Below are 20,997 nucleotides of genomic sequence, written 5' to 3' on the forward strand. Positions count from 1 at the left end.
CGAGGTGAGCGGGGAAAGCAGCGCGGGCGAAGCCGGCGCGCCGGCGCGGCTTCAGCTGTTCATGGCCTTCTTCAAGATCGGCCTCGTCGGCTTCGGCGGCGTCGCCGCCTGGGTTCGCCGCGTGCTCGTCGAGGAGCGCGGCTGGCTCAGCGACCGCGACTTCGCCGAGCTCCAGGGCGTCGCCAGCGTGCTGCCGGGGGCCAACACCGTCAATCTCGCGGTGATGCTGGGCGACCGCTATCGCGGGCCGTCCGGCGCGCTGGCGGCCGCCTGCGGCCTGCTCGCCGCGCCGCTCGCCTGTCTGGCGCTGGTCCTTCTCGCCTATCAGGGCGTCGCCCAGCAGCCGGCGGTTCGCGGCGCGCTCGCCGGCGCCGCGGCGGCCACGGCGGGGCTCGTCATCGGGACGGGCTGGAAGCTGCTTCGCGCGCTCGCGGGGGAGCGCCTCGCCCTCGGCGTCGCAGCTGCGACTTTCGCGGCGGTCGGGCTCGCTCACTGGCCGCTCTCCCTGGCCCTGTCGGTCGTCGCGCCGCTCAGCGTCGGCCTCTTCGCCGTGACGCGCCGGCGCAAATGAACGGACTGCTCACAAAGCTCTCGGCGATCTTCGCCATGCTGTCGCTCACCGCCTTCGGCGGCGCCAACGCCGCGCTGCCGGAGCTTCGGCGCCAGATCGTCGTCCTGCAGGGCCTGATGGACGATCAGACCTTCGCCGGCCTCGTCGCCCTGGCGCAGGCCGCGCCCGGCCCAAACGTGATGATCTCCAGCGTCGTCGGATGGAAAGTCGCGGGATGGCCGGGCTTTCTCGTCGCCACGCTCGCGATGGTCGCCCCGTCGTCGCTCCTCGCGTTCCTGACCGAACGGACGATGCGGCGATGGAGCGCTCACGGGACGATGCTTCTTTTGCGGCGCGCGCTCGCGCCCGTCGCGGTCGGCCTCATCTGCGCGAGCGGTCTCGTCCTGGCGCGCGCGGCCGACAGCGGAGCCTTGACGCTGGCGCTGACTGTCTTCATGTCGGTGCTTTGCGGAACGACCCGAACCAATCCGCTTTTCGGCGTCGCCGCCGGCGCCGCGCTCGGCGGCGCGGCGAGCGTCATCGGCTTCCCCATCTGACCGGAGCGCGCGTGACCAGAATCACTTACGTCAACGGCCGCTACGTCCCGAGCCTGGAGGCGCAGGTCAGCGTCGAGGATCGCGGCTATCAGTTCGCCGACGGCGTATATGAAGTCTGCGAGGTCTGGGATGGCGAGCTCATCGACGAAGGGCGCCATCTCGACCGCTTCTATCGTTCGCTGGCGGAGCTGAAGATCGCGGAGCCGGCCGCGCGGCCGGCGCTGAAAGTCGTCATGCGTGAGATTCTCGCCCGCAACAGACTCGCGAACGGCTATCTCTACATCCAGGCGACGCGCGGCGTCGCGCATCGCGACCATCCTTTTCCCGATCCGCCCGTGCGCCCGAGCCTCGTCGTCGCGGCGAAGTCGCTCGCTCCCGAAAAGGGCGAGGCCGCCGCAAGGGCGGGAGTGAAGGTGATCGTCACGCCCGACCTGCGCTGGAAGCGCGTCGACATCAAGTCGATCTCGCTGCTGCCGAACGTGCTGGCGCGCCAGGAGGCGCGGGAAAAGGGCGCCTATGAGGCCTGGCTCGTCGGCGACGACGGCCTGATCAGCGAGGGCGCGGCCTCGAACGCCTGGATCGTCGACGCGGGCAGGACCGTCGTCACCCGGCAGCTCGACCGTTCGATCCTGCGCGGAATCACCCGCACGACCCTCATCGAGCTCATCGCGGCCGAGGGCCTTCGCGTCGAGGAGCGGCCGTTCAGCCTCAAGGAGGCGCTCGACGCGCGCGAGGCGTTCATCACCGGCGCGACGACGCTTGTCATGCCGGTCGTCGAAATCGACGGGCGCAAGATCGGCGAGGGACGGCCCGGCCCCGTGGCGACCCGGTTGCGCGCGCTTTTCCATGGCTTCGCCGCCCATTCGAACTGAGTTCGGCAAGCGAAAAAAACGACTGCCCGTCGCAAGGCGGCGGAAAGGGCGGGCGCGCTTTTTAGCCCTCCCGATGAAGATGGATTGCAAAAGCTGAAATTGAAATGTCTAATCGTTTTGTGCGGCCGCAGTAACTGCGGCGCTCCAAGCCTTGCGAAACGTAACCGCGCCGCAGGGCGCAAATAACAATGGGATACGAAGATGGCGGCGGAACGGCCACAGAACCTTCAAGATACTTTTCTCAATTTCGTGCGAAAAAATAAAGTTCCATTGACGATTTTTCTGGTCAATGGCGTCAAATTGCAAGGAATTGTCACCTGGTTCGACAATTTTTGCGTGCTTCTTCGGCGCGACGGGCATTCCCAGCTTGTCTACAAGCACGCAATCTCGACGATCATGCCAGGCCAGCCGATCCAGATGTTCGAATCCGGAGACGACGCGGGTCATCCCTGACCTTGGCGAAATCGCGGGCGAGGGCGCGTTCTTGCCGTCGGGCCCTCACAATTTCGAGCGCGCGGTCCATATACGTCGTCGGGCGCCGTCGCAGCGCGCCCATTGAGTCGGGAGACGAGACTGGAAGCTGAACGTCAGGACATCATCAGAGCGCCCCGCACGCGGGCGCTCGTGGTCGGCCCCTATCTGAACGAGAAGGCGCGCAAGCCCGCCGCCTCGGAGCGCTCGCCCGCGGCGAAGATGGAGGAGGCCATAGGCCTCGCGCAGGCGATCGACGTCGATCTCGTCGACCATGTCATGGCGACGCTTTCGGCCCTTCGTCCGGCGACCTATCTCGGCAAGGGCAAGGTCGAGGAGCTCGCGACGCGCGTCGAGGCCGAGGATATCGACCTCGTCGTCATGGACTGCGCCCTGTCGCCGATCCAGCAGCGCAACCTCGAAAAGGCGCTGAAGGCCAAGGTCATCGACCGCACCGGCCTCATCCTCGAGATCTTCGGCCAGCGGGCGCGAACGCGCGAGGGCGCCCTTCAGGTCGAGCACGCCCATCTCGCCTATCAGAAGTCGCGGCTCGTCCGCTCCTGGACCCACCTCGAGCGCCAGCGCGGCGGCTTCGGCTTCCTCGGCGGACCCGGCGAAACCCAGATCGAAACCGACCGGCGCCTCATTCAGGAGCGCATGAGCCGGATCGAGCAGGACCTTGAAAAGGTCAAGCGCACGCGCGGGCTGCACCGCAAGAGCCGCCGCGATGTTCCCTATCCCGTCGTCGCCCTCGTCGGCTACACCAACGCCGGCAAGTCGACGCTGTTCAATCACCTGACGCGCGCCGACGTCCTCGCGCAGGACATGCTGTTCGCCACGCTCGATCCGACGCTGCGCGTCGTCTCGCTCACTCACGGCGCGAAGATCATCCTGTCGGACACGGTGGGCTTCATTTCGGACCTGCCGGTGGCGCTCGTCTCCGCCTTCCGGGCGACGCTGGAGGAGGTGCTCGAAGCCGACCTCATCCTGCACGTGCGCGACGTCTCGCATGAGGACGCCGAGGCGCAGCGCGCCGACGTTCAGGAAATCCTGTCCGATCTCGGCGTCGATCCAGGCGATGGGCGGCGCATCGTCGAGGTCTGGAACAAGGCCGACCTGCTGAACGAGGCGCAGCTTGAGGCGGCGCGGGGCGCGGCCGCGCGCGCGTCGAAGCAGGGCGGGGCGACGAAGCCGATCATCGTCTCGGCGCTGACCGGCGAGGGACTCGCTGAGCTGCGCGAAAAAATCGAGGAACGCCTCTCGGCCGACAGACTCACGTTCGAGCTGACTCTTGCGCCCGAAGACGGCGCGTCGCTGCATTGGCTCTACGAGAACGCCGAGGTGCTGCGGCGAAGCGTCGGGTCCGACGGCGCGGTGCATATGCAGGTGCGGGTGGGGCCGGAGCGCGCCGAGTCCGTCAGGCGGAAATTCGGCGCGGAAGGACCGGCGCAGCCAGCCAGCTGAGCACTGCGGCGCAGGCTTGGGGGATCACGCCTTTTCGCGCGTCTTCGCCTCGTCCCACAGGACGTCCATCGCCTCGAGGCCGACGTCGTCCGGCTTTTGGCCGCGATCGGCGAGGCGCGCCTCGATATAGTGGAAACGGCGCTCGAATTTCGCGTTGGCGCGACGGACGGCGGCCTCCGGATCGCATTTGACGTGGCGAGCGAGATTGGCGACGGCGAACAGGAGATCGCCGATCTCGTCCTCGATCGCGGACGAAACGCCGGTTTCAAGCGCATCTTCGATCTCGTCGGTCTCCTCGCGGATTTTCGCAAGGACCGCCTGCGGATCGTTCCAGTCGAAGCCGACCTTCGAGGCCTTTGACTGAAGCTTGACCGCGCGCGTCAGGCCGGGCAGGGCGAGGGGCGCGCCATCCAGAGCGCTCGGCCCGACGGCGCTCGCCTGAGGCTGCGCCGCCCGCTCCTCAGTCTTGATGCGCTCCCATTGCCCGGCGACCTCCGCAGCCGATCGGGGAGAGGAGGCGGGGCCGAACACATGCGGATGACGGCGGATCATCTTGGCGGTGATCGCCTCGACCACGCCGCCGAAATCAAACGCGCCGCGCTCCTGCGCCATGCGCGCGTGAAACACGACCTGAAGCAGCAGATCGCCGAGCTCGTCCCTGAGGTCGTCGAGGTCGCCGCGGCTGACCGCGTCCGCGACCTCATAGGCTTCCTCGATCGTATAAGGGACGATGGTCTCGAAGGTCTGCGCGAGGTCCCAGGCGCAACCGGTCTGCGGCGCGCGCAGCGCCGCCATGATTTCGATCAGGCGCCCGATGTCTGCGGATGGCTTCATGGGCGCTGCGTGGCGTGCGGAAACCAGAACGGACGCGGCCGGCGGCCGCATCCGCAAAGAGACGGCGAGCCGTCCTTCAGCTCAGTCGATCGAGATCGACAGCGCTTCGCGACCCTTCGGGGTGTCGACGACGCGCATGCTCACCGGCTGCCCCTCGGCGAGGTTCTGCACGCCGGACGGACCGAGGATCGAGATATGCACGAACACGTCTTTGCCGCCGTCGTTCGACTGCACGAAGCCGAAGCCCTTGTTGTCGTCGAACCACTTGACCGTGCCGGTGACGGAAACGGCTGTCGACGGGTCGGGGGCGCGACGCGGCGGGCGCGGCGAATCGCCGAAGCGGGACGGCGGGGCGCGCTCGGCGGCGCCGCTGGTGTCGACCTCGAGCACGCGCGTCACCTGGACGCCTTTCATGCCGTTGGCGACCAGCACCTTGAGCTTGGAGCCCGGAGGAACCGTCTCGTAGCCGGCGGCCTGAAGGGCGCCGATATGCAGGAAGGCGTCGCCCGTGCCGTTGCTTAGTTCGACGAAGCCGAAGCCCTTGTCGCCCTTGAACCATTTGACGACGGCGTCGACGCTTGGGCCGGCGGCCGGCATCGGCATGTCCGGCGGTCCGCCAAAACCTCCGCCGCGCGGCGAGCGGCTCTGTCTCGGCGCATCATAGGGGGACGGCCCGTCGTCGTCGAACCCGCGCTTTTTGGGGCCCCGGAAATCTCTGCCTTTGCTCATCGTATGCCTACTCGTCTCAGCCTGCGCCGCCGGTTCTCTGGATTGTCACGGACGCTTGCAACGGGCTTTGGGCCGGTCGCATACGCGCCAGCCTCCAACATTCTCAGCTATGGAATTCGATATGGAATGCCCGACGCCCCGTGTCTCGTTAAACATATCAACAGACGCCGTCGTTGGCTACCTAAATCGGACCCGACGCGCGGCGTAGTAGGAGCGTGGACCGGCAAGGAAAATTCGCATAATCGATATTATGGAATGTAAAAAGCGGCGCACTCAGCCACGCAGCCGTCTCAGAACGCCAGGCGCAGCCCGTCATAAGCCGGCTCGACGCCGGGCGGCAGCTCCGCCGTCAGCCGCGCGAAGTCGAGATCGGTGTGCAGGTTGGTCAGGACGGCGCGGCGCGGCTTCATCCGTGAGATCCAGCTCAAGGTTTCGGCCAGGCTGAAATGGCTCGGATGCGGCGTATAGCGCAAGGCGTCGACGATCCAGAGGTCGAGACCTTCGAGATACGGCGCGCTTTCGGGCGGAACGCCATTGAGATCCGGCGTGTAGGCGAAATTGCCGAAGCGAAAGCCGAGCGCGTCGATCTCGCCATGCTCGAGCCGGAACGGAATCGTTTCGACCGAGCCGCCCGGCCCCTCGACGGACGCGGCGACGCCTGGCGTGAGACGCTTTTCGTTGAGGAGCGGCGGATAGTTGCTCCCCGGAGGCGCCGCGAAAATATAGTTGAAATTGGAGCGCACGACCGCCGAGGTCGGCTCGTCCATATGGATGTCGATCTTGCGCCGCGCCGCGATGACGAGCGGGCGCACGTCGTCGATGCCGTGCGTGTGGTCGGCGTGCGAATGCGTGAGCAGGACGCCGTCGACGCGCCTGACGTCGAGTCCGAGCAGCTGCTCGCGCAGGTCGGGCGAGGTGTCGACGAGAATGGTGGTCGCGGCGCCGTCCGCGCCATGTCGCTCGACGAGGATCGAGCAGCGCCGGCGTCTGTTCTTCGGGTTCGACGGATCGCAGGCGCCCCAGCCCTGCGCCACGCGCGGCACGCCTCCGGACGATCCGCAGCCGAGGATCGTGACGGCGAAGCTCATGCGGCGGCTTCGCCCGCCGCGGGAGGCGTCATCCGGGAGAACAGCCGCAGCGCGTTGGCGGTCGTGCGTCGCGCGAGCTCTTCCGCCGAAACGCCCTTGACCTCCGCGAGAGCCTTGGCCGTGGCGGCGACGAAGGCCGGCTCGTTCCTCTTGCCGCGATACGGAACGGGCGCGAGAAACGGCGCGTCCGTCTCGACGAGCAGCCGGTCGAGCGGGGTCGCAGCCGCGACGGAGCGCAGTTCGTCGGACTTCTTGAAGGTGACGACGCCCGAAAAGGAGATGTAGAGGCCGAGCGAAAGGCCGACTTCGGCTAGGCGCGGCGACGAGGTGAAACAGTGCAGGACCGCGGAAAAAGCGCCCTTCGCCATCTCGTCTTCGAGAATGCGGGCCATGTCGTCGTCGGCCTCTCGGCTGTGGATCACCAGCGGGAGGCCGGTTTCGCGCGCGGCCGCTATGTGCGTGCGGAACACCCGCTCGGCGCGCGCGCGCGGCGCGCTGTCGTAGTGATAGTCGAGGCCGGCTTCTCCGATCCCCACGCATTTCGGATGCGCCGCCAGCGCGACGAGGCGCGCGAGCTCGGGCTCCGGTCCCTCGCCGACGTTCTCGGGATGCTCGCCGACGGTGCAGAACACGTCTTCGTGCGCCTCGGCGATGGCGCTGATCTCGTCGAAGCGCTCGATTCTGGTCGAGATCGCGATCATGCGCGCGACGCCGGCCTCGCGCGCGCGGGCCAGCACGGCCTCGCGATCGGCGGCGAGGTCGGGAAAATCGAGATGGCAGTGGCTGTCGATCAGCATGGCGGCGCTCGAAGTCAGGCTGGCGCGCCGGCCGGCGCTTCCACGCTCGGCTCAAGGTAGCGCGGGAACACCGGCGTCGGCGCCGGCAACGCGCCGCGCCCGGCCAGACGCGCCTTTTGCGCGTCGGCGAAGCTGCGCGCGCCGGCCGGAACGCCAAGGAGGTCGAGGAGGCGGGCCGTCGAACCCGGCATGAAGGGCTGCGTCGCGATGGCGACGTGGCGCAGGACCTCCGCCGTGACGAACAGCACGGCCTCCATCCGCGCGGGATCGGTCTTGCGCTTGGTCCAGGGCTCCTCGGCGGCGAAATAGCGATTGGCGTCGCCGACGACCTTCCAGATTTCGGCGAGGATCAGATGGAGCGCGAAGTCCGCCATGAACGCCCTCGCCTTCGGCAGAATCCCCCTCGCCTGCTCGAGCAACGCCTCGTCGGCTTGCGTCAACGCCGGCGCCGTCGGAAGGACGCCGCCGCAATTCTTGGCGAGCATCGACAGCGAGCGTTGCGCCAGATTGCCGAGATCGTTCGCAAGGTCGGCGTTGACGCGGTTGACGATCGCCTCATGCGAATAATTGCCGTCCTGCCCGAAGGGCACCTCGCGCAGCAGGAAATAGCGGAACTGGTCGACGCCGTAATGATCGGCGAGCGCCATCGGGTCGATGACGTTGCCGACCGATTTCGACATCTTCTCGCCGCGGTTGAACAGGAAGCCGTGCACGACGATCTGCTTCGGCGTCGGCAGCCCGGCGGACATCAGGAAGGCCGGCCAGTAAATGGCGTGGAAACGGGTGATGTCCTTGCCGATCACGTGGGCGTCGGCCGGCCAGAACTTCTTCCGCGGCGCGTCGTCGTCCGGAAAGCCGGTCGCCGTGATGTAATTGGTCAGGGCGTCGACCCACACATACATCACATGCCTCGGATCGCCGGGAACCGGGACGCCCCAGTCGAAAGTCGAGCGGCTGATCGACAGGTCGGTCAGGCCGCGCTCGACGAAGGCGACGATCTCGTTGCGGTATTTCTCGGGCGTCACGAAACCGGGATTGTCGCGATAGAGCGCGAGCAGGCGCTCCTGATAGGCGGACAGGCGGAAATAGTAGCTTTCCTCCTCGACCCACTCGACCGGGGCGCCGGTCGGGGCGAGGCGTCGGCCGTCCGGCCCTTCGGTCAGTTCGGACTCGTCGAAAAAGGCTTCGTCGCGCACGGAGTACCAGCCGGGATATTTCGACAGATAGATGTCGCCCGCCTCCTCCATCCGCCGCCAGATCTCCTGCGCGGCGGCGTAATGGCGCTTCTGGGTGGTGCGCACGACGTCGTCGGCTGGCGCGTCGAGCTTTTCTCCCATCGCCGCGAACTGCGCCGCAGTGCGGTCGGCGAGCGCCTGCGGCGTCAACCCTTCTCGCGCGGCCGTCTGCTGCATCTTCTGGCCGTGCTCGTCCATGCCGGTGACGAACAGCGTGTCGTAGCCGTCGAGGCGTTTGAAGCGCGTGATGGCGTCGGACGCGATGCGCTCGTAAGCGTGTCCGATATGCGGCGCGCCATTGGCGTAGGGAATGGCGGTCGTGAGATAGAAGGTCGGCGCGGGCATGAAGTCTTGATCGTCTCGCGTGTGGCCAAGCGTGCGGAGGTCGTGCGGACCGCTCCCGCTTCAGGCTCCCGAGCGACGTTCGGCGTCCGCGAGATCGGCGAAAAGAGAGAGGATGAAGGGCCGCTTGTCGAGATTGAGCGCTTCCGTCCGCCGCGCCGCCTCTCCGGCTTTTTCCCATACCTCGGCATAGGGCGCAAGCGAGGGCGCGGACGCGTGCGGCGCGAGCGCGCGCACCCTGCCACCCAGCCAGTCGCCGACTGCGTCGAGAAGCGCCCGATAGTCGTCGGCGTTGTCGCGCAGCGAGACGTGATCGGCGGCGGCCTGGATCGTGCGCCAGTCGAGCCGCGGCAGCTCTTCGAGCAATCGGCGCATGCGCAAATCGAACTCGGAGCTTCCAGACAGACGCCGCAGCGCGGCGTGCAGCGTGTCGTCGGCGCGAACCGTCGCGGCCTGGCTGGCGTACGCCTTCGCGAAAGGAGCGCCGAGGCCTTCGATCACCGCGCCGATCTCGGCCGCGGCGAGCGGCTTCAGCATGATCTTCCGGCAGCGGGAGCGGATCGTCGGAAGGACGCGGCCCGGCCTGTGCGCGAGGATCATGACGAGGCTGCGCGGCGGCGGCTCCTCGATCAGCTTCAGCAGCGCGTTGGCGCTGGAGGCGTTGAGGTCGTCCGCGCTGTCGACGACGCCGACGCGGTAGCCCGAGCCGGACTGCTGGAACATATGGATCATGCGCCGCACGTCGTCGACGCGGATGTCCATCCAGTGCCGCTTGTCCTTCTCGTTCCACCCTCGACGCAGCAGAAACAGATCGGGATGGGACAGCGCGATCGCCTGGCGGACGGCTGGATGGTCCTGCGGCGTCGAAAGGTCGGCCGCCGCGGCGGCGTCGTCCGGATCCCGGTGAACGAGCAGGAAGCGGGCGAGACGCCAGGCCAGCGTCGCCTTGCCCACGCCGGGCGGCCCGCCGATGAGGATCGCCTGCGGGAGCTTGCCCGAAGCGCATGCCCGCAGAAGCTCGGCCTCGGCCTCGGCGTGGGCGACGAGCCGCGACGCCGTCCGCGGATGCGGCGCATCCCCGAAACGGTCCGCCTCCGGCGGCCCGTCCGCGTCAGACGAGAGCTTTGCGGCCATGGCGATCAGGTTCGGAGCGAGGCGACAGGCGATCACGGACGACGCGCCACACGCGGGCGGCCACCTCATCCTGGGACGCGTCGGCGTCGATCACCGCGCATCTGCCCGGATCGTCGCGGGCGATCTGCAGGAAGGCGCCGCGGATCGTCTCGTGAAATGCGACGGACTCCCGCTCGAAGCGGTCAGTTTCGCCGGCGCCGCGGCGAAGCGAGGCGCGCCGCAGGCCGATCTGCGGCGAGACGTCGAGGATGATCGTGAGATCGGGCCGCAGGCCGCCGAGCGCGACGCGCTCCAGGGCGTCAAGGAGGCGAGGGTCGATCGCCCCCGATCCCTGATAGGCGCGGGTCGAATCGGCGAAGCGGTCGCAGGCGACCCAGGCGCCGGCGGCGAGAGCGGGTTCGATCATGACGTCGATATGGTCGATCCGCGCGGCGGCGAAAAGGAGGGCTTCCGCCGCAGGCCCGAGCGGTCTTATCGCGCCGGACAGGAGGAGGCGGCGCAGCGCCTCGGCTTGCGGCGAGCCTCCGGGCTCGCGCGTCGCCAGAACGTCGAGGCCGACCTCGCGCAGACGTCCGGCGAGACGTCCGATCTGTGTCGATTTGCCGGCCCCCTCCCCGCCCTCGAAGGTGATGAAGCGGCCGCGCGCCGGCGTCCCGGCGCCGGGTTCACTCCTTGGCGACATATTTGCCGGAAAGCTTCGAGCCGAGATATTTGCGCAGCAGGCCGCCGACGTATTCGACGCCCGCGCCCAGCGCCTGTTGCGGCAGCGAGCCCACGGGAACCGCCGCCGCCGTCACGAGCGGCGCGTCGAGGATCTCGACGCCGCCTCTATAGAGCTTGAGCCGGGCGACCTCCTTGCCCGCTTCGACCGGCGCCGCCAGCGGTCCCTGATAGACGATCCGGCCGCTGATCTTCTCGCCGCCGACGCGAGGCGTGAGGATCGTGACGGCGCCCTTGGCGACGAGCGGCGCCTCGAAGCTCGCGCCGCCGAACACTTTCGCCGCGCCGACCGTCTCTCCCGTGGCGAAGATCCGCTTCGGCGTAAAGGACCTGAACCCCCACAGCAGCAGCTTGCGCGCCTCCTCCGCCCGTTCCTTGGCGTTCGGCGCCCCGTAGATCGCGACGACCAGCCGCTGGCCGTTCTGGACGGCCGATCCGACGAGCCCGAAGCCGCTCGCGTCGATATTGCCCGTCTTGAGGCCGTCGGCGCCGATCTCCATCGTCAGAAGCGGGTTACGGTTGGTCTGGCGGATCTTGCCCCAGGTGAAGTCCTTCTCGCTGAAATATTTATAATAGTTCGGATAGGCGGCGATCAGGTGGATCGCCAGCGCGGCCATGTCGCGCGCCGTGACCTTCTGCCCTGGATCCTCCATTCCCCACGCGTTGGCGAAGGTCGAACGCTTCAGGCCGAGCTCGGCTGCGCGCTTGTTCATCAGCGCGACGAAAGCCTGCTCCGAGCCGGCGACGCCTTCGGCGAGCGCGATCGCCGCGTCGTTGCCGGACACGATCACCGCGCCGCGAATGAGGTCCTCAACCCGCACATGGCTGTTGAGGGCGGCGAACATGCTCGAGGAGCGCGACGGCGCTCCGCCCGTGCGCCAGGCGTGCTCGCTGACGGTGAATTGGTCGTCAAGCTTCACGCGGCCGGCTTCGATCTCGTCGAAGACGACCTCGACGGTCATGATCTTGACGGTCGAGGCGGGCGTGACCGGTTCGTCCGCGCCCTTCTCGAAAAGGACGCTGCCGGTGTCATAGTCGATCAGGATGGCGTGGGGCGCGCTGACGTCGATCGTCTCCGCCCGCGCGAGCCCCGCCCAAAGGGCCGTCGCCAGGAGCGCGAGGAGAAGCGGAAAGCGCCGGATGGCGCGCCGTGCGGCCACGGAGGTAGCGTCCTGCGCGTGAGAGCCCAACCCTTGACCCAACGGCCCAGCTACGCCGCGCCGCCGTTCTGGTCCATAAAGTGAAACCGCGAGGGCGACCGCGCAAGCGCGCCGTCGTCCGAAATTTCAATCGTTCTGGCGCGCGCGCATCGCCATGTCGACGCGCTTGCCCGTGGCGGCCGGACGTCCCGGACGCGTCGGCGGCAGCGGGGCGCCCGCGACGTGTTTGGCGGGAGCCGACTTCTCGTCGTCCTGCGCGGCGATCGCCGCGATCTTCCGTCCGAGCGCGCCGGCTTGCGCCCGCTTCGCGCGAGGCGCTTCGTCTTCGTCGTCGTCCTGCGCGGCCGTCGCCGCGGCCTTCTGCGGCCGGGGCGCCGCGCCGTGGACGCGCTTCGCGCGAGGCGCCTCGTCTTCATCGTCGTCCTGCGCCGCGATCGCGGCGATCTTCTGCGGGCGCGGTGGCTGGGGCGCGGCGGCGCGCGGCTCGACGTGCTCCTGCGCCGGGATTTCGACGCGCTCGCGCGGCGCGACCGGCGCGAGCGAAGCCGTCTGCGTCGGCTCGTAGACCCTCGAGGCGAGGATCGGCGCAGAACCGTCGAGCGTCGCCGGACCGTCCTCGCGCAACGTCGCGAGAAGCTTTTCGTCGTCCGAACCTTCGAGCGAGGCCGGCGCGAGATATTCTACCTTCACCCGCGCGGTGCCGACGCCCTGGAACGCGAGCGCCTCAGCCGCGCGCTTCGAGACGTCCATGATGCGGTTCTCGTGAAACGGCCCGCGATCGTTGACGCGCACGACGAGCGAGCGATGGTTCCTGAGATTGGTGACGCGGGCGTAGCAAGGCAGCGGCATGGTCGGATGCGCCGCCGAAATCGACTCGATGTCGTAGATTTCGCCGTTAGCGGTGCGGCGCCCGTGAAAGGCCTCGCCATACCAGGACGCGAGCCCGACGCCGGAGAAGCGCTTCTCGCTCGGATAATAGGTCTTGCCGGCGATCGTGTAGGGCTTGCCGACCATGTAGCTGCCGCCGCCGTGCGGAGCGCGTTCGCCGAGGGCGACCACGCGCGGGCTGGCGGCGCCGTATTTCGACGAGGGAAAATATTCCTTCGATTGCATGGCGAGCTTTTTCGACATCGGCTGTTGCGCGCAGCCGCCAAGGCCGGCCGCGCCGCCCGCGACGACGACAAGCAGGACGCCGCGCGAGGCGATGGAGTTGTTCGACAGAACCGCCGACGAAACCATGCGGGCCAAGGATGCTGCGGGTGACATGAGGGACGAAAGCCGTTTCGCCAGCATGCGCTTATCCTGTGTTGCCTCAAACCGGCGCCGAGATCGCCCGTCGCCTGTCAGACGCTCGAACGCGAAGTTGCATTCTCGCTGTTTCCGAAGGCTTAACGGCGGCGGCCAAGGCCGACAATATGCGCAAGCCGCACGGACGAGACGGGAAATGTCGCGAAGGCGCCTTTGACGGCGCTTGGGGACGCGGCGCGAAAAGGCAAATTTTTAGTTAGTTCCCAAAGATTTGAGCAGATATGCAACACATCGCGAAATTCACGATTTTGCAGCGCGCAAGCTGCTGTTCTTACTCACTGAAAAGCGTAGCGATGGTAAACGCGCAAGGTTAACGCCGACCTTGCGGAGCCGGTTTTGCGCCCAGGAACGAGCGCAGGCGCGCAGCGAGCGCCTCTCCGTCCGAAATCTCGCATTCCCACACCGTAAGGACGCTCCAGCCGAGCGCTGCGAGCGCTTGCCGCGCCTCTTCGTCGCGACGGCGGTTGCGCGCGATCTTCTGAAGCCAATAGGCCGCGTTGGTCTTCGGCGCGCGCGCTCCGCGCTTGCAGTCATGCCCGTGCCAGAAGCACCCGTCGACGAAGATCGCCTTGCGAACGGACGGAAAGACGAGGTCGGGCGTGCCGGGCAGATCCTTGCGATGCAGGCGGAATCGATAGCCGAGCCGATGCGCCAGCGAGCGCACCGCCTTCTCTGGCGCCGTGTTCGTGGATTTGACCGCGCGCATGACGGCGCTGCGCGCGGCGTCGACGGGCGGCGCGGCGCTTTCGCGCGCGTTCATTCGGCGGCCTCGCGGACGCTTTCACCGTGCGCGAGGATCGGTTCAAGGAGATGGCGGGCGAGATGGCGGACGACGGAGACGACGACGCCGTCGCCCATCAGATGATAGGCCTCATTGTAGTTGGGCGGCAGGCGATAGCTGTCCGGCAGGCCCATCAGCCGCGCCGCCTCGCGCGCGCTGAGGAGGCGCGAACGGATGCGACGCGGCTCGACGACGAGGAGAAACTGTCGGCTTGACCCGCCCGTCGGCGTGCGCAGGCAGCCGGCGAGGCCGTCGAAGCGCGCCTCCGCGAACTGGCGACGCCCACCGTCGCACGGCCGCATGCGCCGGTAGGCGCAACCGGCGACGCGCCCGCCCCGCTCCGACTCCCGCCGCGCCGCCTCGAGCTTGCGGCGGTTCGTGTCGCTCATCATCGCCAGCAGCCGCTCGGTCTCGGCGTCGCTGCGCCAGACGACGTCGCGGTCGTCCTCGAGGAGATCGACGAGCTTTTGCGGCGAGGCGGCGGGCACTGGCGCGCGCCACCACACGAAGCCCTCGCGCAAGGCGGGCGGGAGCGCCGCGGCGGCGGACCGGACCGCAGCCGGATGCAGCCAGCCCGGCTCACGCCCCTGCGCATGGTCCGGCAGTTCGAGGCCCTCGCGCGCGGCGAGCACGAAAAGGCGCGGACGCGACTGCGGCAGAAACAGCGCCGCGTCGACGACCATCGCGCCGAAAATATAGCCGGCGCGGCGCAGCGCCGCGCAGAGCGCGGCGAAATCGGCGCCGTCGTGGGAGGTTAGCGCGCCCTGCACGTTTTCGAGCATGACGAGGTCAGGCGCCCGCTCCTGTCCGGCCAGCGCCTCGACAAGCCGCCAGAAGGCGAAAAAGACGCCGCTGCGCCCGCCCGCGAGGCCCGCTCTTTGCCCGGCGAGGGAAAGATCCTGGCATGGGAAGGACGCCCAGGCGAGGGCGGCGCGACCTTCGGGGAGGTCCGACGCCGCGAGCGTCGTGACGTCCGCCTCCCGCAGCGCCTCGCCGCCCCAGTTGAGCCGATAGGACGCGCATTTGCGGGCGTCGAAATCATTGGCGAAACGGCACGTCCAGCCGGGGCCGAGGCCCTCGCGGGCCATGCCCGCGCCGCAGAAGAATTCAAGAAAATCGCGGCGCATCCTCGCTCCTGCGGGCGGCCGCCCGGCGTGGCTGGCGACCCCGGCAGGGTTCGAACCTGCGACCTGCCGCTTAGAAGGCGGCTGCTCTATCCAGCTGAGCTACGGAGTCGGAATCGGCGCGCGGTCGGCGAACGCAGGCTGGATTTGCGCAAATCAGCTCCTGCTTTTCAAGGCCGCGTCGAGGCTGCGCTCAATGCGTCCAGGGACCAAGCCGCGTCGAGCGGAAATTATCCGAGTAGGAGACGATCCTGCGCTGGTGGGGATTGGGCTCCTCGACCCGAAACGCGAGACCGTTCTTTCTGGCGTAGGCGACCGCTTCATCCTTTTGCGCAAAGCGCAGCCGGACTTGGGCTTTCATGTCGCCCGAACCGGTCCAGCCCATGAGCGGATCGATCTCGCGCGGCTGCGACGGCTCGAACTCAAGAACCCAGCCTTTCGCGCGGGCGCTTCCGGACTGCGTCGCCGTTCTGGACGGCTGGTAGATGCGGGCGGTCATGGCTGCGTCTTGAACCCCTTGCGCCGAAATCCCTTGCGTCGACGGTTGGGATCGGCGCCGCTGGTCGGGGCAGCAGGATTCGAACCTGCGACCTGAAGTTCCCAAAACTTCCGCGCTACCAGACTGCGCTATACCCCGCCCGCGTCACGCTGCGCGACGGCGCTTTTGGCTAGCATGAGGCGTTCGCGCGAACAAGCCTGCGTCCTCGCGCAAAAGATGCGAAGACCGCGTGGACGGCTTGAGCGATATATAAGATGATATAGATTGTCGACGCCGGAGCTCCTCGACGCTCCGCGCTTTGGGGGGATTCGCATCATGCTCAATTTTGTTCGGGCGGCGCTCGTCGTCGCGCTGATGGCTGCGCCGTTCGCAGCTCGGGCGCAGACGCCGACGACCGTCTTCGCCGTACGGGGCTCCGCAGCGCAAAGCGAGGTGAGGTTCACGCTGGCCACGCTCAGGCAGTTGCCCGTCGCCACCGTCAACGTCTCCTATATGTCCGGGAGCAGCCTGCAGAGCGCGACCTTCACCGGCGCGCTGCTGTGGGACGTCGTGCAGAAGGCCGGGATCGTCATTGATCCCAACGTCAAGAACGACCTCATACGAAAGCTGATCACGGTCACCGCGGCGGACGGCTATCAGGTCACCTTCTCCGCCGGCGAGATCGCGCCAAACTTCGGCGGCAAGCAGATCATGGTCGCCTATGAGGTGAACGGCGCGCCGCTTGGAGCGAACGGTTTCGCGCGGATCGTCGTCCCGGGCGACAAGGCGGGCGGCCGGTTCATCTCGAACATCAACCGCATCATCATTTTCGACGGCGGCCGTTGAGCTCGCGCGCGGCTTCTCACGATTTTCGGGACGTCAAACAATGAAGAAGATCATCGCCCTCACGCTGCTCGTCGGCGCGTTGTCCGCATCGCCCGTCCTCGCGCCGCAGCTCTCGCAGGCGCAGGCGCAGACCAGCGGCCCGACGACGCGTTTCTCGGTCGGCGGCCTCGTCTCCAACACGCTGGTGCTCACCGCCGATCGCCTGAAGGCCTACCCGCCGTCGACGATCAACGTGCAATACTTCGCCGGCGGCGCGCCGACCTCGCACACCTTCAAGGGCGCCCTGCTCTGGGACATCCTGCAGGCGGCTGGGATCGTCACCGATCCTTCCGTATCGAACGGCGTTCTGCGCCGCGTAGTGGTCGTGATCGGCAGCGACAACTACCAGGCGGTGTTCGGCGCCGGAGAACTCAGCCCGCGCTTCGGCGGCAACCAGGTCATCATCGCCTATGAGCAGGACGGCCAGCCGCTCGGCGACGACGGCTTCGCCAAGCTCGTCTCGCCCGTCGACATCGCCGGCGGCCGCTTCGTCTCGAACATCTCGAGCATCATCGTCCGCGACAGCTCGCGTTAGGGCCGGCGCGTCGCTTCCTAGCGCGTGATCGGCGGCGCCGTCACGGCGTCGCCGATCTTCAGGCCGATGCGCGCGGCCGTTCCGGCGTTCACCTCGAGAACGCGCAGCGCGGGGACGCGCGAGGAGAGGATACGCTCGGACATGGGCTCCGTGTTCTCGAGAACCGCGACGACCTTCCCCGCGCGGCCGATGAAGATCATATCGAGCGGGATGAAGGTGTTCTTCATCCACATGTCGATCACGCGCTCGCCGTCGAAGTCGAACAGCATGCCGTGATCTGCAGGCATCGACCGGCGGAACATCAGGCCCCGCTCGCGGCCTTCCTCCGTGCGCATCACCTCGACTTCGAAAGCATGCCGTCCGCTCGCTGTCGAGATCGACAGCGGCTCAAGGGCCGCCGCGGCCGGCTCGGCCGCCGCCGGAGCGAAGGCGGTCGTCATGGCGGGGGCCGCCAAGGCCACCGCGAGGGCGACCACGGCCGGCTTCCAGAAATCAACGCTCTTCATAAGAAACCCCGGAGCTCGTCGATTCGACGCCCTCAGGACGCGAACGGCTGCAATATGTCGCCGATGTCGCCGCGCAGCACCAGCTCCGCTTCGTAGTCAAGCGGCGTCTCCTCGCCGTTGACGATGATCAGGCGGGCGTCGTGCTCGCGGGCGAGCGTCGGCAGCGCCGCCGCCGGATAAACGACGAGCGAGGAGCCGATCGCAAGAAACAGGTCGCAGGCGACGGCGGCCTCGCAGGCCCGCGCCAGCGCCTCCTGCGGCATCGGCTGCCCGAAGGAGATCGTCGCCGACTTGACGTAGCCGCCGCAGCCGCAGAGGGGCACGCGCCCGCTCGCCTCGAACTCGAGCCGGATCGGCGCGAGCTCGTAGCGGAGTCCGCAGGCGAGGCATCGCGCATAGGTTCCATTGCCGTGCAGCTCGATGACCCGGTCCGGCGGCGCGCCGGAAGTCTGATGCAAATTGTCGATGTTCTGTGTGACGATGCTGTTCTCCTCGTTCAGCGCAGCCAGATTGGCCAGCGCATAATGGCCCCGGCCGGGAGAAGCGCGCGCGTAGATGTCGTCGAGCGCGAATTTGCGCCGCCAGGCCTCCTCGCGCATCAACTCGTCCGCCACGAACAGGTCGTAGGGGATCGGCGGCAGCCGTCTCCAGGGCGAATCCTTCGAGCGGAAGTCCGGCACGCCGCATTCCGTCGAGACGCCGGCGCCGGTGAAGGCGACGATGCGCGAGGCCGCGCCGATCGCCTCGGCGAGCGCCGCCTGAGCGTCGCTGAGGCCGCTCAGCACCATTCTGGCCGTCCCTTCGTGTTGCAGCCGCCGAACAAAATTTGACGGCCCGGCGATTCCCGCCCGTCTGGACAGGGCCCGCCCCACCGTCTATCGACGCCGCCTAGCATCGCATACTTCCGGACTTGCTGAACGATCATGACGCGCAGGCTCAATGTTACGTTTCAATGTCTGGCGACGCTGGCGCTGGTCGCGTTCATCGTCTGGCTCGAGATCAAGCGACCCTTTCCCTCGTTCCGGACGGCGACCTTGCTCAGCGCGGCGGCGCTTTTCTGCCTGCTCGCCTTCGCCTGCGCCGGCCGCCTCCGCGACGTTTGCGTCACGCTCTGCGCCCTGACGCTCGGCCTCGGCGTCGCGGAAGGCGCCGCGCGCGCGCTCGAGCCTGCGGGCGGCCTCAACATAACGCGCGGCTGGTCGGTGCGCCAACCGATCCTCGGCTGGGGGCCGGAGCGGCCCGGCAGCTATCATGCGGAAATGCGCGGACCGGCCGGCGAGGAAATCTATACCGCCGACTACACCATCGACGAAAACCTGCTGCGCCGGACCGTTTCGCAGCCGACCGGCCCCGCCATCGTGTTCTTTGGCGATTCCTACACCTTCGGCGACGGGATCGGCGACGACCAGACCTTGCCGCAACGCTTCGCCGACCTTTTGGGGCGCAAGCAGCGCGTCGTGAACCTCGCCTTCACCGGCTACGGCCCGCAGCAATTCCTGCGCGCCATGGAGACGTCGCGCGACGACGCCCTGATCGGCCCCGATCCGCGCCTGTTCATCTTTCTGACGGCGCCATGGCACGCCGAGCGCACTGGCTGCAAGGCGTACTGGACCGCGCGCTCGCCGCATTACGCGATCGGCGCCGACGGCTCCCTCGCCTTCGCCGGAGAGTGCTTCGAGGGCGCGAAGCTCCACATTTACGAATGGCTGCAGGACTCCGCCCTGTTCCGTCGACTCGTCGATCCCTACCGGCGGCGCGTGTCCCACGACGACGTCGAGCTCTACGTTCGCGTGCTCGAGGCGGCGATCGCCGAGGCCAGGTCCAAGTACGGAGTCCCCACGCTCATCCCCTATCTGCGCGTGCCCAGGGAGTATCTCGCGGAGACGGGCTTCACGGACGAGGCGATCATGGACCGGCTGCGCGCCGCCGGAGCGATCGTCGTCGACGCGTCTTTGCGCGAGGATGAGGCGGCGGGCAAGCTGATCAGCATCAAGGGCGACGGCCACCCGACGCCCTACGCCAACGTGCGTCGCGCCGAGATGATCAAGGCGGCGATCGAGCAGAACCTTTCCGGCGGCTTCGTCTCGGAATTGAACTAAAGGACCGGCAGGCGCGCCGGAATCGAACGCGCGTCCCGCTTTCGCCACATGCAGGAGGCGTTGTGCGTTCTCTGGAGCCGCGCGCAGCGGCTGACGCCGATCAAGGGAGCTTCGTTCTGTCCGTCCATTCCGGTTCGCGCTCCCCCAGTCGCCTCCGCGCATGGGCGCTCGTCGCCGCGCGGCTCGCCGCGATCGCCGGCCTCGTCGCCACGGTCGTCATGGTCGAAAGCCGCCATGCGCCCGAGCATTTCAGGCTCGTCAGCATCGCCTGCGTCTTTCTTATCCTCGTCGTGTCCGCCTCGCTCCTGCGTGGGCGCTGGCGCGACGGCGTCCTCGTACTCGCCTCGCTGGCTCTAGGGCTTTGCGCTCTGGAGGCCGCGGCGAGCTGGATCGAGCCGCGCCAGAACGTGGTCACGACAGACGGTTGGAACGTGAGGCGGGCGGAGCTCGGATGGGGACCGGGACGCGCGGGAGTCTTCCATTCCGAGAGCCTCGACCCGAAGACCGGAACGCTCATCTACAGCGCCGACTACACGATCGACGACAATCTGCTGCGCAGAACGAAGTCGGCGGCTTCCGGCCCGACGATCGCCTTTTTCGGCGATTCCCTGACGTTCGGGCACGGGCTCGACGACGCCGACACCCTGCCCCAACAATTCGCCGACCTACTGCCGCCTGACATGCGCGTCCTCAATCTCGGCTTTCCCGGATACGGTCCGCAGCACTTCCTGCGCGCGCTCGAAACCGGGATGTTCGACAAGACGATCGGTCCCGATCCGAAGCTTTTCGTCTTCCTGACGTCCCCTTGGCATGTCGAACGCACGGCGTGCAAGGCGCTCTGGGTGATCGACGCGCCGCGCTACGAGCTTAAGGACGGAGAGCTGACGTACAAGGGAGCCTGCTTCGAGGGCTGGGAGCTCAAGGCGCGGCAATTCCTCGCCCAGAGCGCGCTTTACCGTCTTGTGGTCGATCCGGCGCGACGCCGGACCGATCGCGCGGAAATCGACGTCTATGTCGCGATCCTCGCGCGGGCGGCGCGGCTCGCGCGTGAAAAGTACGGCGTCGAGACGCTGATTCCCTATCTTTACGCCGACGACGCTTATATGCGCGGCGCGGGGATCACCAATGAAGAGGTGATGGAGCGGCTGCGCCAGAGCGGCGCAAGGGTCGTCGACGTCTCGCTCGAAGCGGAGCGGCGCGCCGGCGCGCCGCTCGCCATTCCCGGAGACGGCCACCCGAGCGCGCTGGCCAACCGGCTACGGGCCCGGCTCCTCAAGAGCTACGTCTCGCAGGACATGTCGGGCGTATTGGTCTCGAAGCTCGACTGA

The 20,997-nt window shown here is 67.7% G+C and carries 23 protein-coding genes and 2 tRNA genes; 9 read left to right on the top strand and 16 right to left on the bottom strand.

Annotated elements, in window-relative coordinates; translation table 11 throughout:
• The first annotated feature begins 4 nt into the window (after positions 1–4).
• The 5 genes from ACE3OG_RS04910 (at position 5) to hflX (ending at position 3,914) form a co-directional block, all read left to right on the top strand.
• Complete coding sequence (locus tag ACE3OG_RS04910; protein WP_374306424.1) at positions 5–571, top strand: chromate transporter; 567 nt, start codon at positions 5–7, stop codon at positions 569–571.
• Complete coding sequence (locus tag ACE3OG_RS04915; protein ID WP_374306425.1) at positions 568–1,107, top strand: chromate transporter; 540 nt, start codon at positions 568–570, stop codon at positions 1,105–1,107. Before ACE3OG_RS04910 ends, ACE3OG_RS04915 begins: the two co-directional genes overlap by 4 nt.
• An 11-nt stretch (positions 1,108–1,118) precedes the next feature.
• A complete protein-coding gene (locus ACE3OG_RS04920) occupies positions 1,119–1,979 on the top strand; it encodes a D-amino-acid transaminase (RefSeq protein WP_374306427.1) in 861 nt (286 codons plus the stop codon).
• 201 nt (positions 1,980–2,180) lie between these two features.
• Positions 2,181–2,432 carry an RNA chaperone Hfq gene (gene hfq / locus ACE3OG_RS04925; RefSeq protein ID WP_374306428.1) on the top strand — a complete coding sequence of 84 codons (252 nt, stop codon included), beginning with the start codon at positions 2,181–2,183 and terminating at the stop codon, positions 2,430–2,432.
• 102 nt (positions 2,433–2,534) lie between these two features.
• The gene (gene hflX / locus ACE3OG_RS04930; RefSeq protein WP_374306430.1) at positions 2,535–3,914 is read left to right on the top strand and encodes a GTPase HflX; all 1,380 of its coding nucleotides are present in this window, start codon (positions 2,535–2,537) and stop codon (positions 3,912–3,914) included.
• A 24-nt stretch (positions 3,915–3,938) separates the two neighbouring features.
• Here the strand turns inward: hflX and mazG are convergent, their stop codons facing one another.
• The 14 genes from mazG to ACE3OG_RS05000 all read right to left on the bottom strand — a co-directional run bounded on the left by mazG (position 3,939) and on the right by ACE3OG_RS05000 (position 15,803).
• On the bottom strand, positions 3,939–4,748 hold the full coding sequence (gene mazG / locus ACE3OG_RS04935) for a nucleoside triphosphate pyrophosphohydrolase (RefSeq protein WP_374306431.1): 810 nt from the start codon (positions 4,746–4,748) through the stop codon (positions 3,939–3,941).
• 81 nt (positions 4,749–4,829) lie between these two features.
• Positions 4,830–5,477 carry a cold-shock protein gene (locus ACE3OG_RS04940; RefSeq protein WP_374306432.1) on the bottom strand — a complete coding sequence of 216 codons (648 nt, stop codon included), beginning with the start codon at positions 5,475–5,477 and terminating at the stop codon, positions 4,830–4,832.
• A gap of 290 nt (positions 5,478–5,767) precedes the next feature.
• The gene (locus tag ACE3OG_RS04945; protein WP_374306434.1) at positions 5,768–6,565 is read right to left on the bottom strand and encodes an MBL fold metallo-hydrolase; all 798 of its coding nucleotides are present in this window, start codon (positions 6,563–6,565) and stop codon (positions 5,768–5,770) included.
• Positions 6,562–7,362: a TatD family hydrolase gene (locus ACE3OG_RS04950; RefSeq protein ID WP_374306435.1), complete on the bottom strand. Its 801-nt coding sequence runs from the start codon at positions 7,360–7,362 to the stop codon at positions 6,562–6,564. Before ACE3OG_RS04950 ends, ACE3OG_RS04945 begins: the two co-directional genes overlap by 4 nt.
• A gap of 14 nt (positions 7,363–7,376) precedes the next feature.
• Positions 7,377–8,942: a methionine--tRNA ligase gene (gene metG, locus ACE3OG_RS04955; RefSeq protein WP_374306436.1), complete on the bottom strand. Its 1,566-nt coding sequence runs from the start codon at positions 8,940–8,942 to the stop codon at positions 7,377–7,379.
• Positions 8,943–9,002: 60 nt separating this feature from the next.
• Positions 9,003–10,109, bottom strand: a complete 1,107-nt coding sequence (locus tag ACE3OG_RS04960) for a DNA polymerase III subunit delta' (RefSeq protein ID WP_374306438.1) — start codon at positions 10,107–10,109, stop codon at positions 9,003–9,005.
• On the bottom strand, positions 10,051–10,755 hold the full coding sequence (gene tmk / locus ACE3OG_RS04965) for a dTMP kinase (protein WP_374306439.1): 705 nt from the start codon (positions 10,753–10,755) through the stop codon (positions 10,051–10,053). The genes ACE3OG_RS04960 and tmk overlap by 59 nt, the downstream gene beginning before the upstream one ends.
• Positions 10,739–11,953, bottom strand: coding sequence for a D-alanyl-D-alanine carboxypeptidase family protein (locus ACE3OG_RS04970; protein WP_374306440.1), 1,215 nt, complete (start codon positions 11,951–11,953; stop codon positions 10,739–10,741). The genes tmk and ACE3OG_RS04970 overlap by 17 nt, the downstream gene beginning before the upstream one ends.
• 126 nt (positions 11,954–12,079) lie before the next feature.
• Entirely contained in the window at positions 12,080–13,246 is a 1,167-nt protein-coding gene (locus ACE3OG_RS04975) for a septal ring lytic transglycosylase RlpA family protein (protein WP_374306441.1), read from the bottom strand.
• A gap of 325 nt (positions 13,247–13,571) precedes the next feature.
• Complete coding sequence (locus ACE3OG_RS04980) at positions 13,572–14,021, bottom strand: very short patch repair endonuclease (protein ID WP_374306442.1); 450 nt, start codon at positions 14,019–14,021, stop codon at positions 13,572–13,574.
• A complete protein-coding gene (locus tag ACE3OG_RS04985) occupies positions 14,018–15,169 on the bottom strand; it encodes a DNA cytosine methyltransferase (RefSeq protein ID WP_374306443.1) in 1,152 nt (383 codons plus the stop codon). The genes ACE3OG_RS04980 and ACE3OG_RS04985 overlap by 4 nt, the downstream gene beginning before the upstream one ends.
• Positions 15,170–15,201: 32 nt before the next feature.
• A tRNA-Arg gene (locus tag ACE3OG_RS04990) sits at positions 15,202–15,278 on the bottom strand.
• Between the two features lie 81 nt (positions 15,279–15,359).
• Positions 15,360–15,665, bottom strand: a complete 306-nt coding sequence (locus ACE3OG_RS04995; RefSeq protein WP_374306445.1) for an ETC complex I subunit — start codon at positions 15,663–15,665, stop codon at positions 15,360–15,362.
• 61 nt (positions 15,666–15,726) lie between these two features.
• Positions 15,727–15,803 (bottom strand) — tRNA-Pro (locus tag ACE3OG_RS05000).
• A gap of 177 nt (positions 15,804–15,980) precedes the next feature.
• On the opposite strand from ACE3OG_RS05000, the gene ACE3OG_RS05005 reads away from it, so the two are divergent.
• Entirely contained in the window at positions 15,981–16,490 is a 510-nt protein-coding gene (locus ACE3OG_RS05005; RefSeq protein ID WP_374306446.1) for a molybdopterin-dependent oxidoreductase, read from the top strand.
• Positions 16,491–16,530: 40 nt separating this feature from the next.
• Complete coding sequence (locus tag ACE3OG_RS05010; RefSeq protein ID WP_374306447.1) at positions 16,531–17,064, top strand: molybdopterin-dependent oxidoreductase; 534 nt, start codon at positions 16,531–16,533, stop codon at positions 17,062–17,064.
• 17 nt (positions 17,065–17,081) lie between these two features.
• Here ACE3OG_RS05010 and ACE3OG_RS05015 read toward each other — a convergent pair whose 3' ends face one another.
• Positions 17,082–17,570 (bottom strand): DUF192 domain-containing protein, encoded by a 489-nt coding sequence (locus ACE3OG_RS05015; protein ID WP_374306448.1) that lies wholly within the window; start codon positions 17,568–17,570, stop codon positions 17,082–17,084.
• A gap of 32 nt (positions 17,571–17,602) precedes the next feature.
• Positions 17,603–18,358: an NAD-dependent deacetylase gene (locus tag ACE3OG_RS05020; RefSeq protein ID WP_374306449.1), complete on the bottom strand. Its 756-nt coding sequence runs from the start codon at positions 18,356–18,358 to the stop codon at positions 17,603–17,605.
• Between the two features lie 135 nt (positions 18,359–18,493).
• Between ACE3OG_RS05020 and ACE3OG_RS05025 the strand changes: the two genes are divergently transcribed.
• Positions 18,494–19,669, top strand: a complete 1,176-nt coding sequence (locus ACE3OG_RS05025; protein WP_374306450.1) for an SGNH/GDSL hydrolase family protein — start codon at positions 18,494–18,496, stop codon at positions 19,667–19,669.
• A gap of 62 nt (positions 19,670–19,731) precedes the next feature.
• Positions 19,732–20,997 (top strand): SGNH/GDSL hydrolase family protein, encoded by a 1,266-nt coding sequence (locus ACE3OG_RS05030; RefSeq protein ID WP_374306451.1) that lies wholly within the window; start codon positions 19,732–19,734, stop codon positions 20,995–20,997.

Source organism: Methylocella sp. (assembly GCF_041905455.1).
GTDB lineage: Bacteria > Pseudomonadota > Alphaproteobacteria > Rhizobiales > Beijerinckiaceae > Methylocapsa.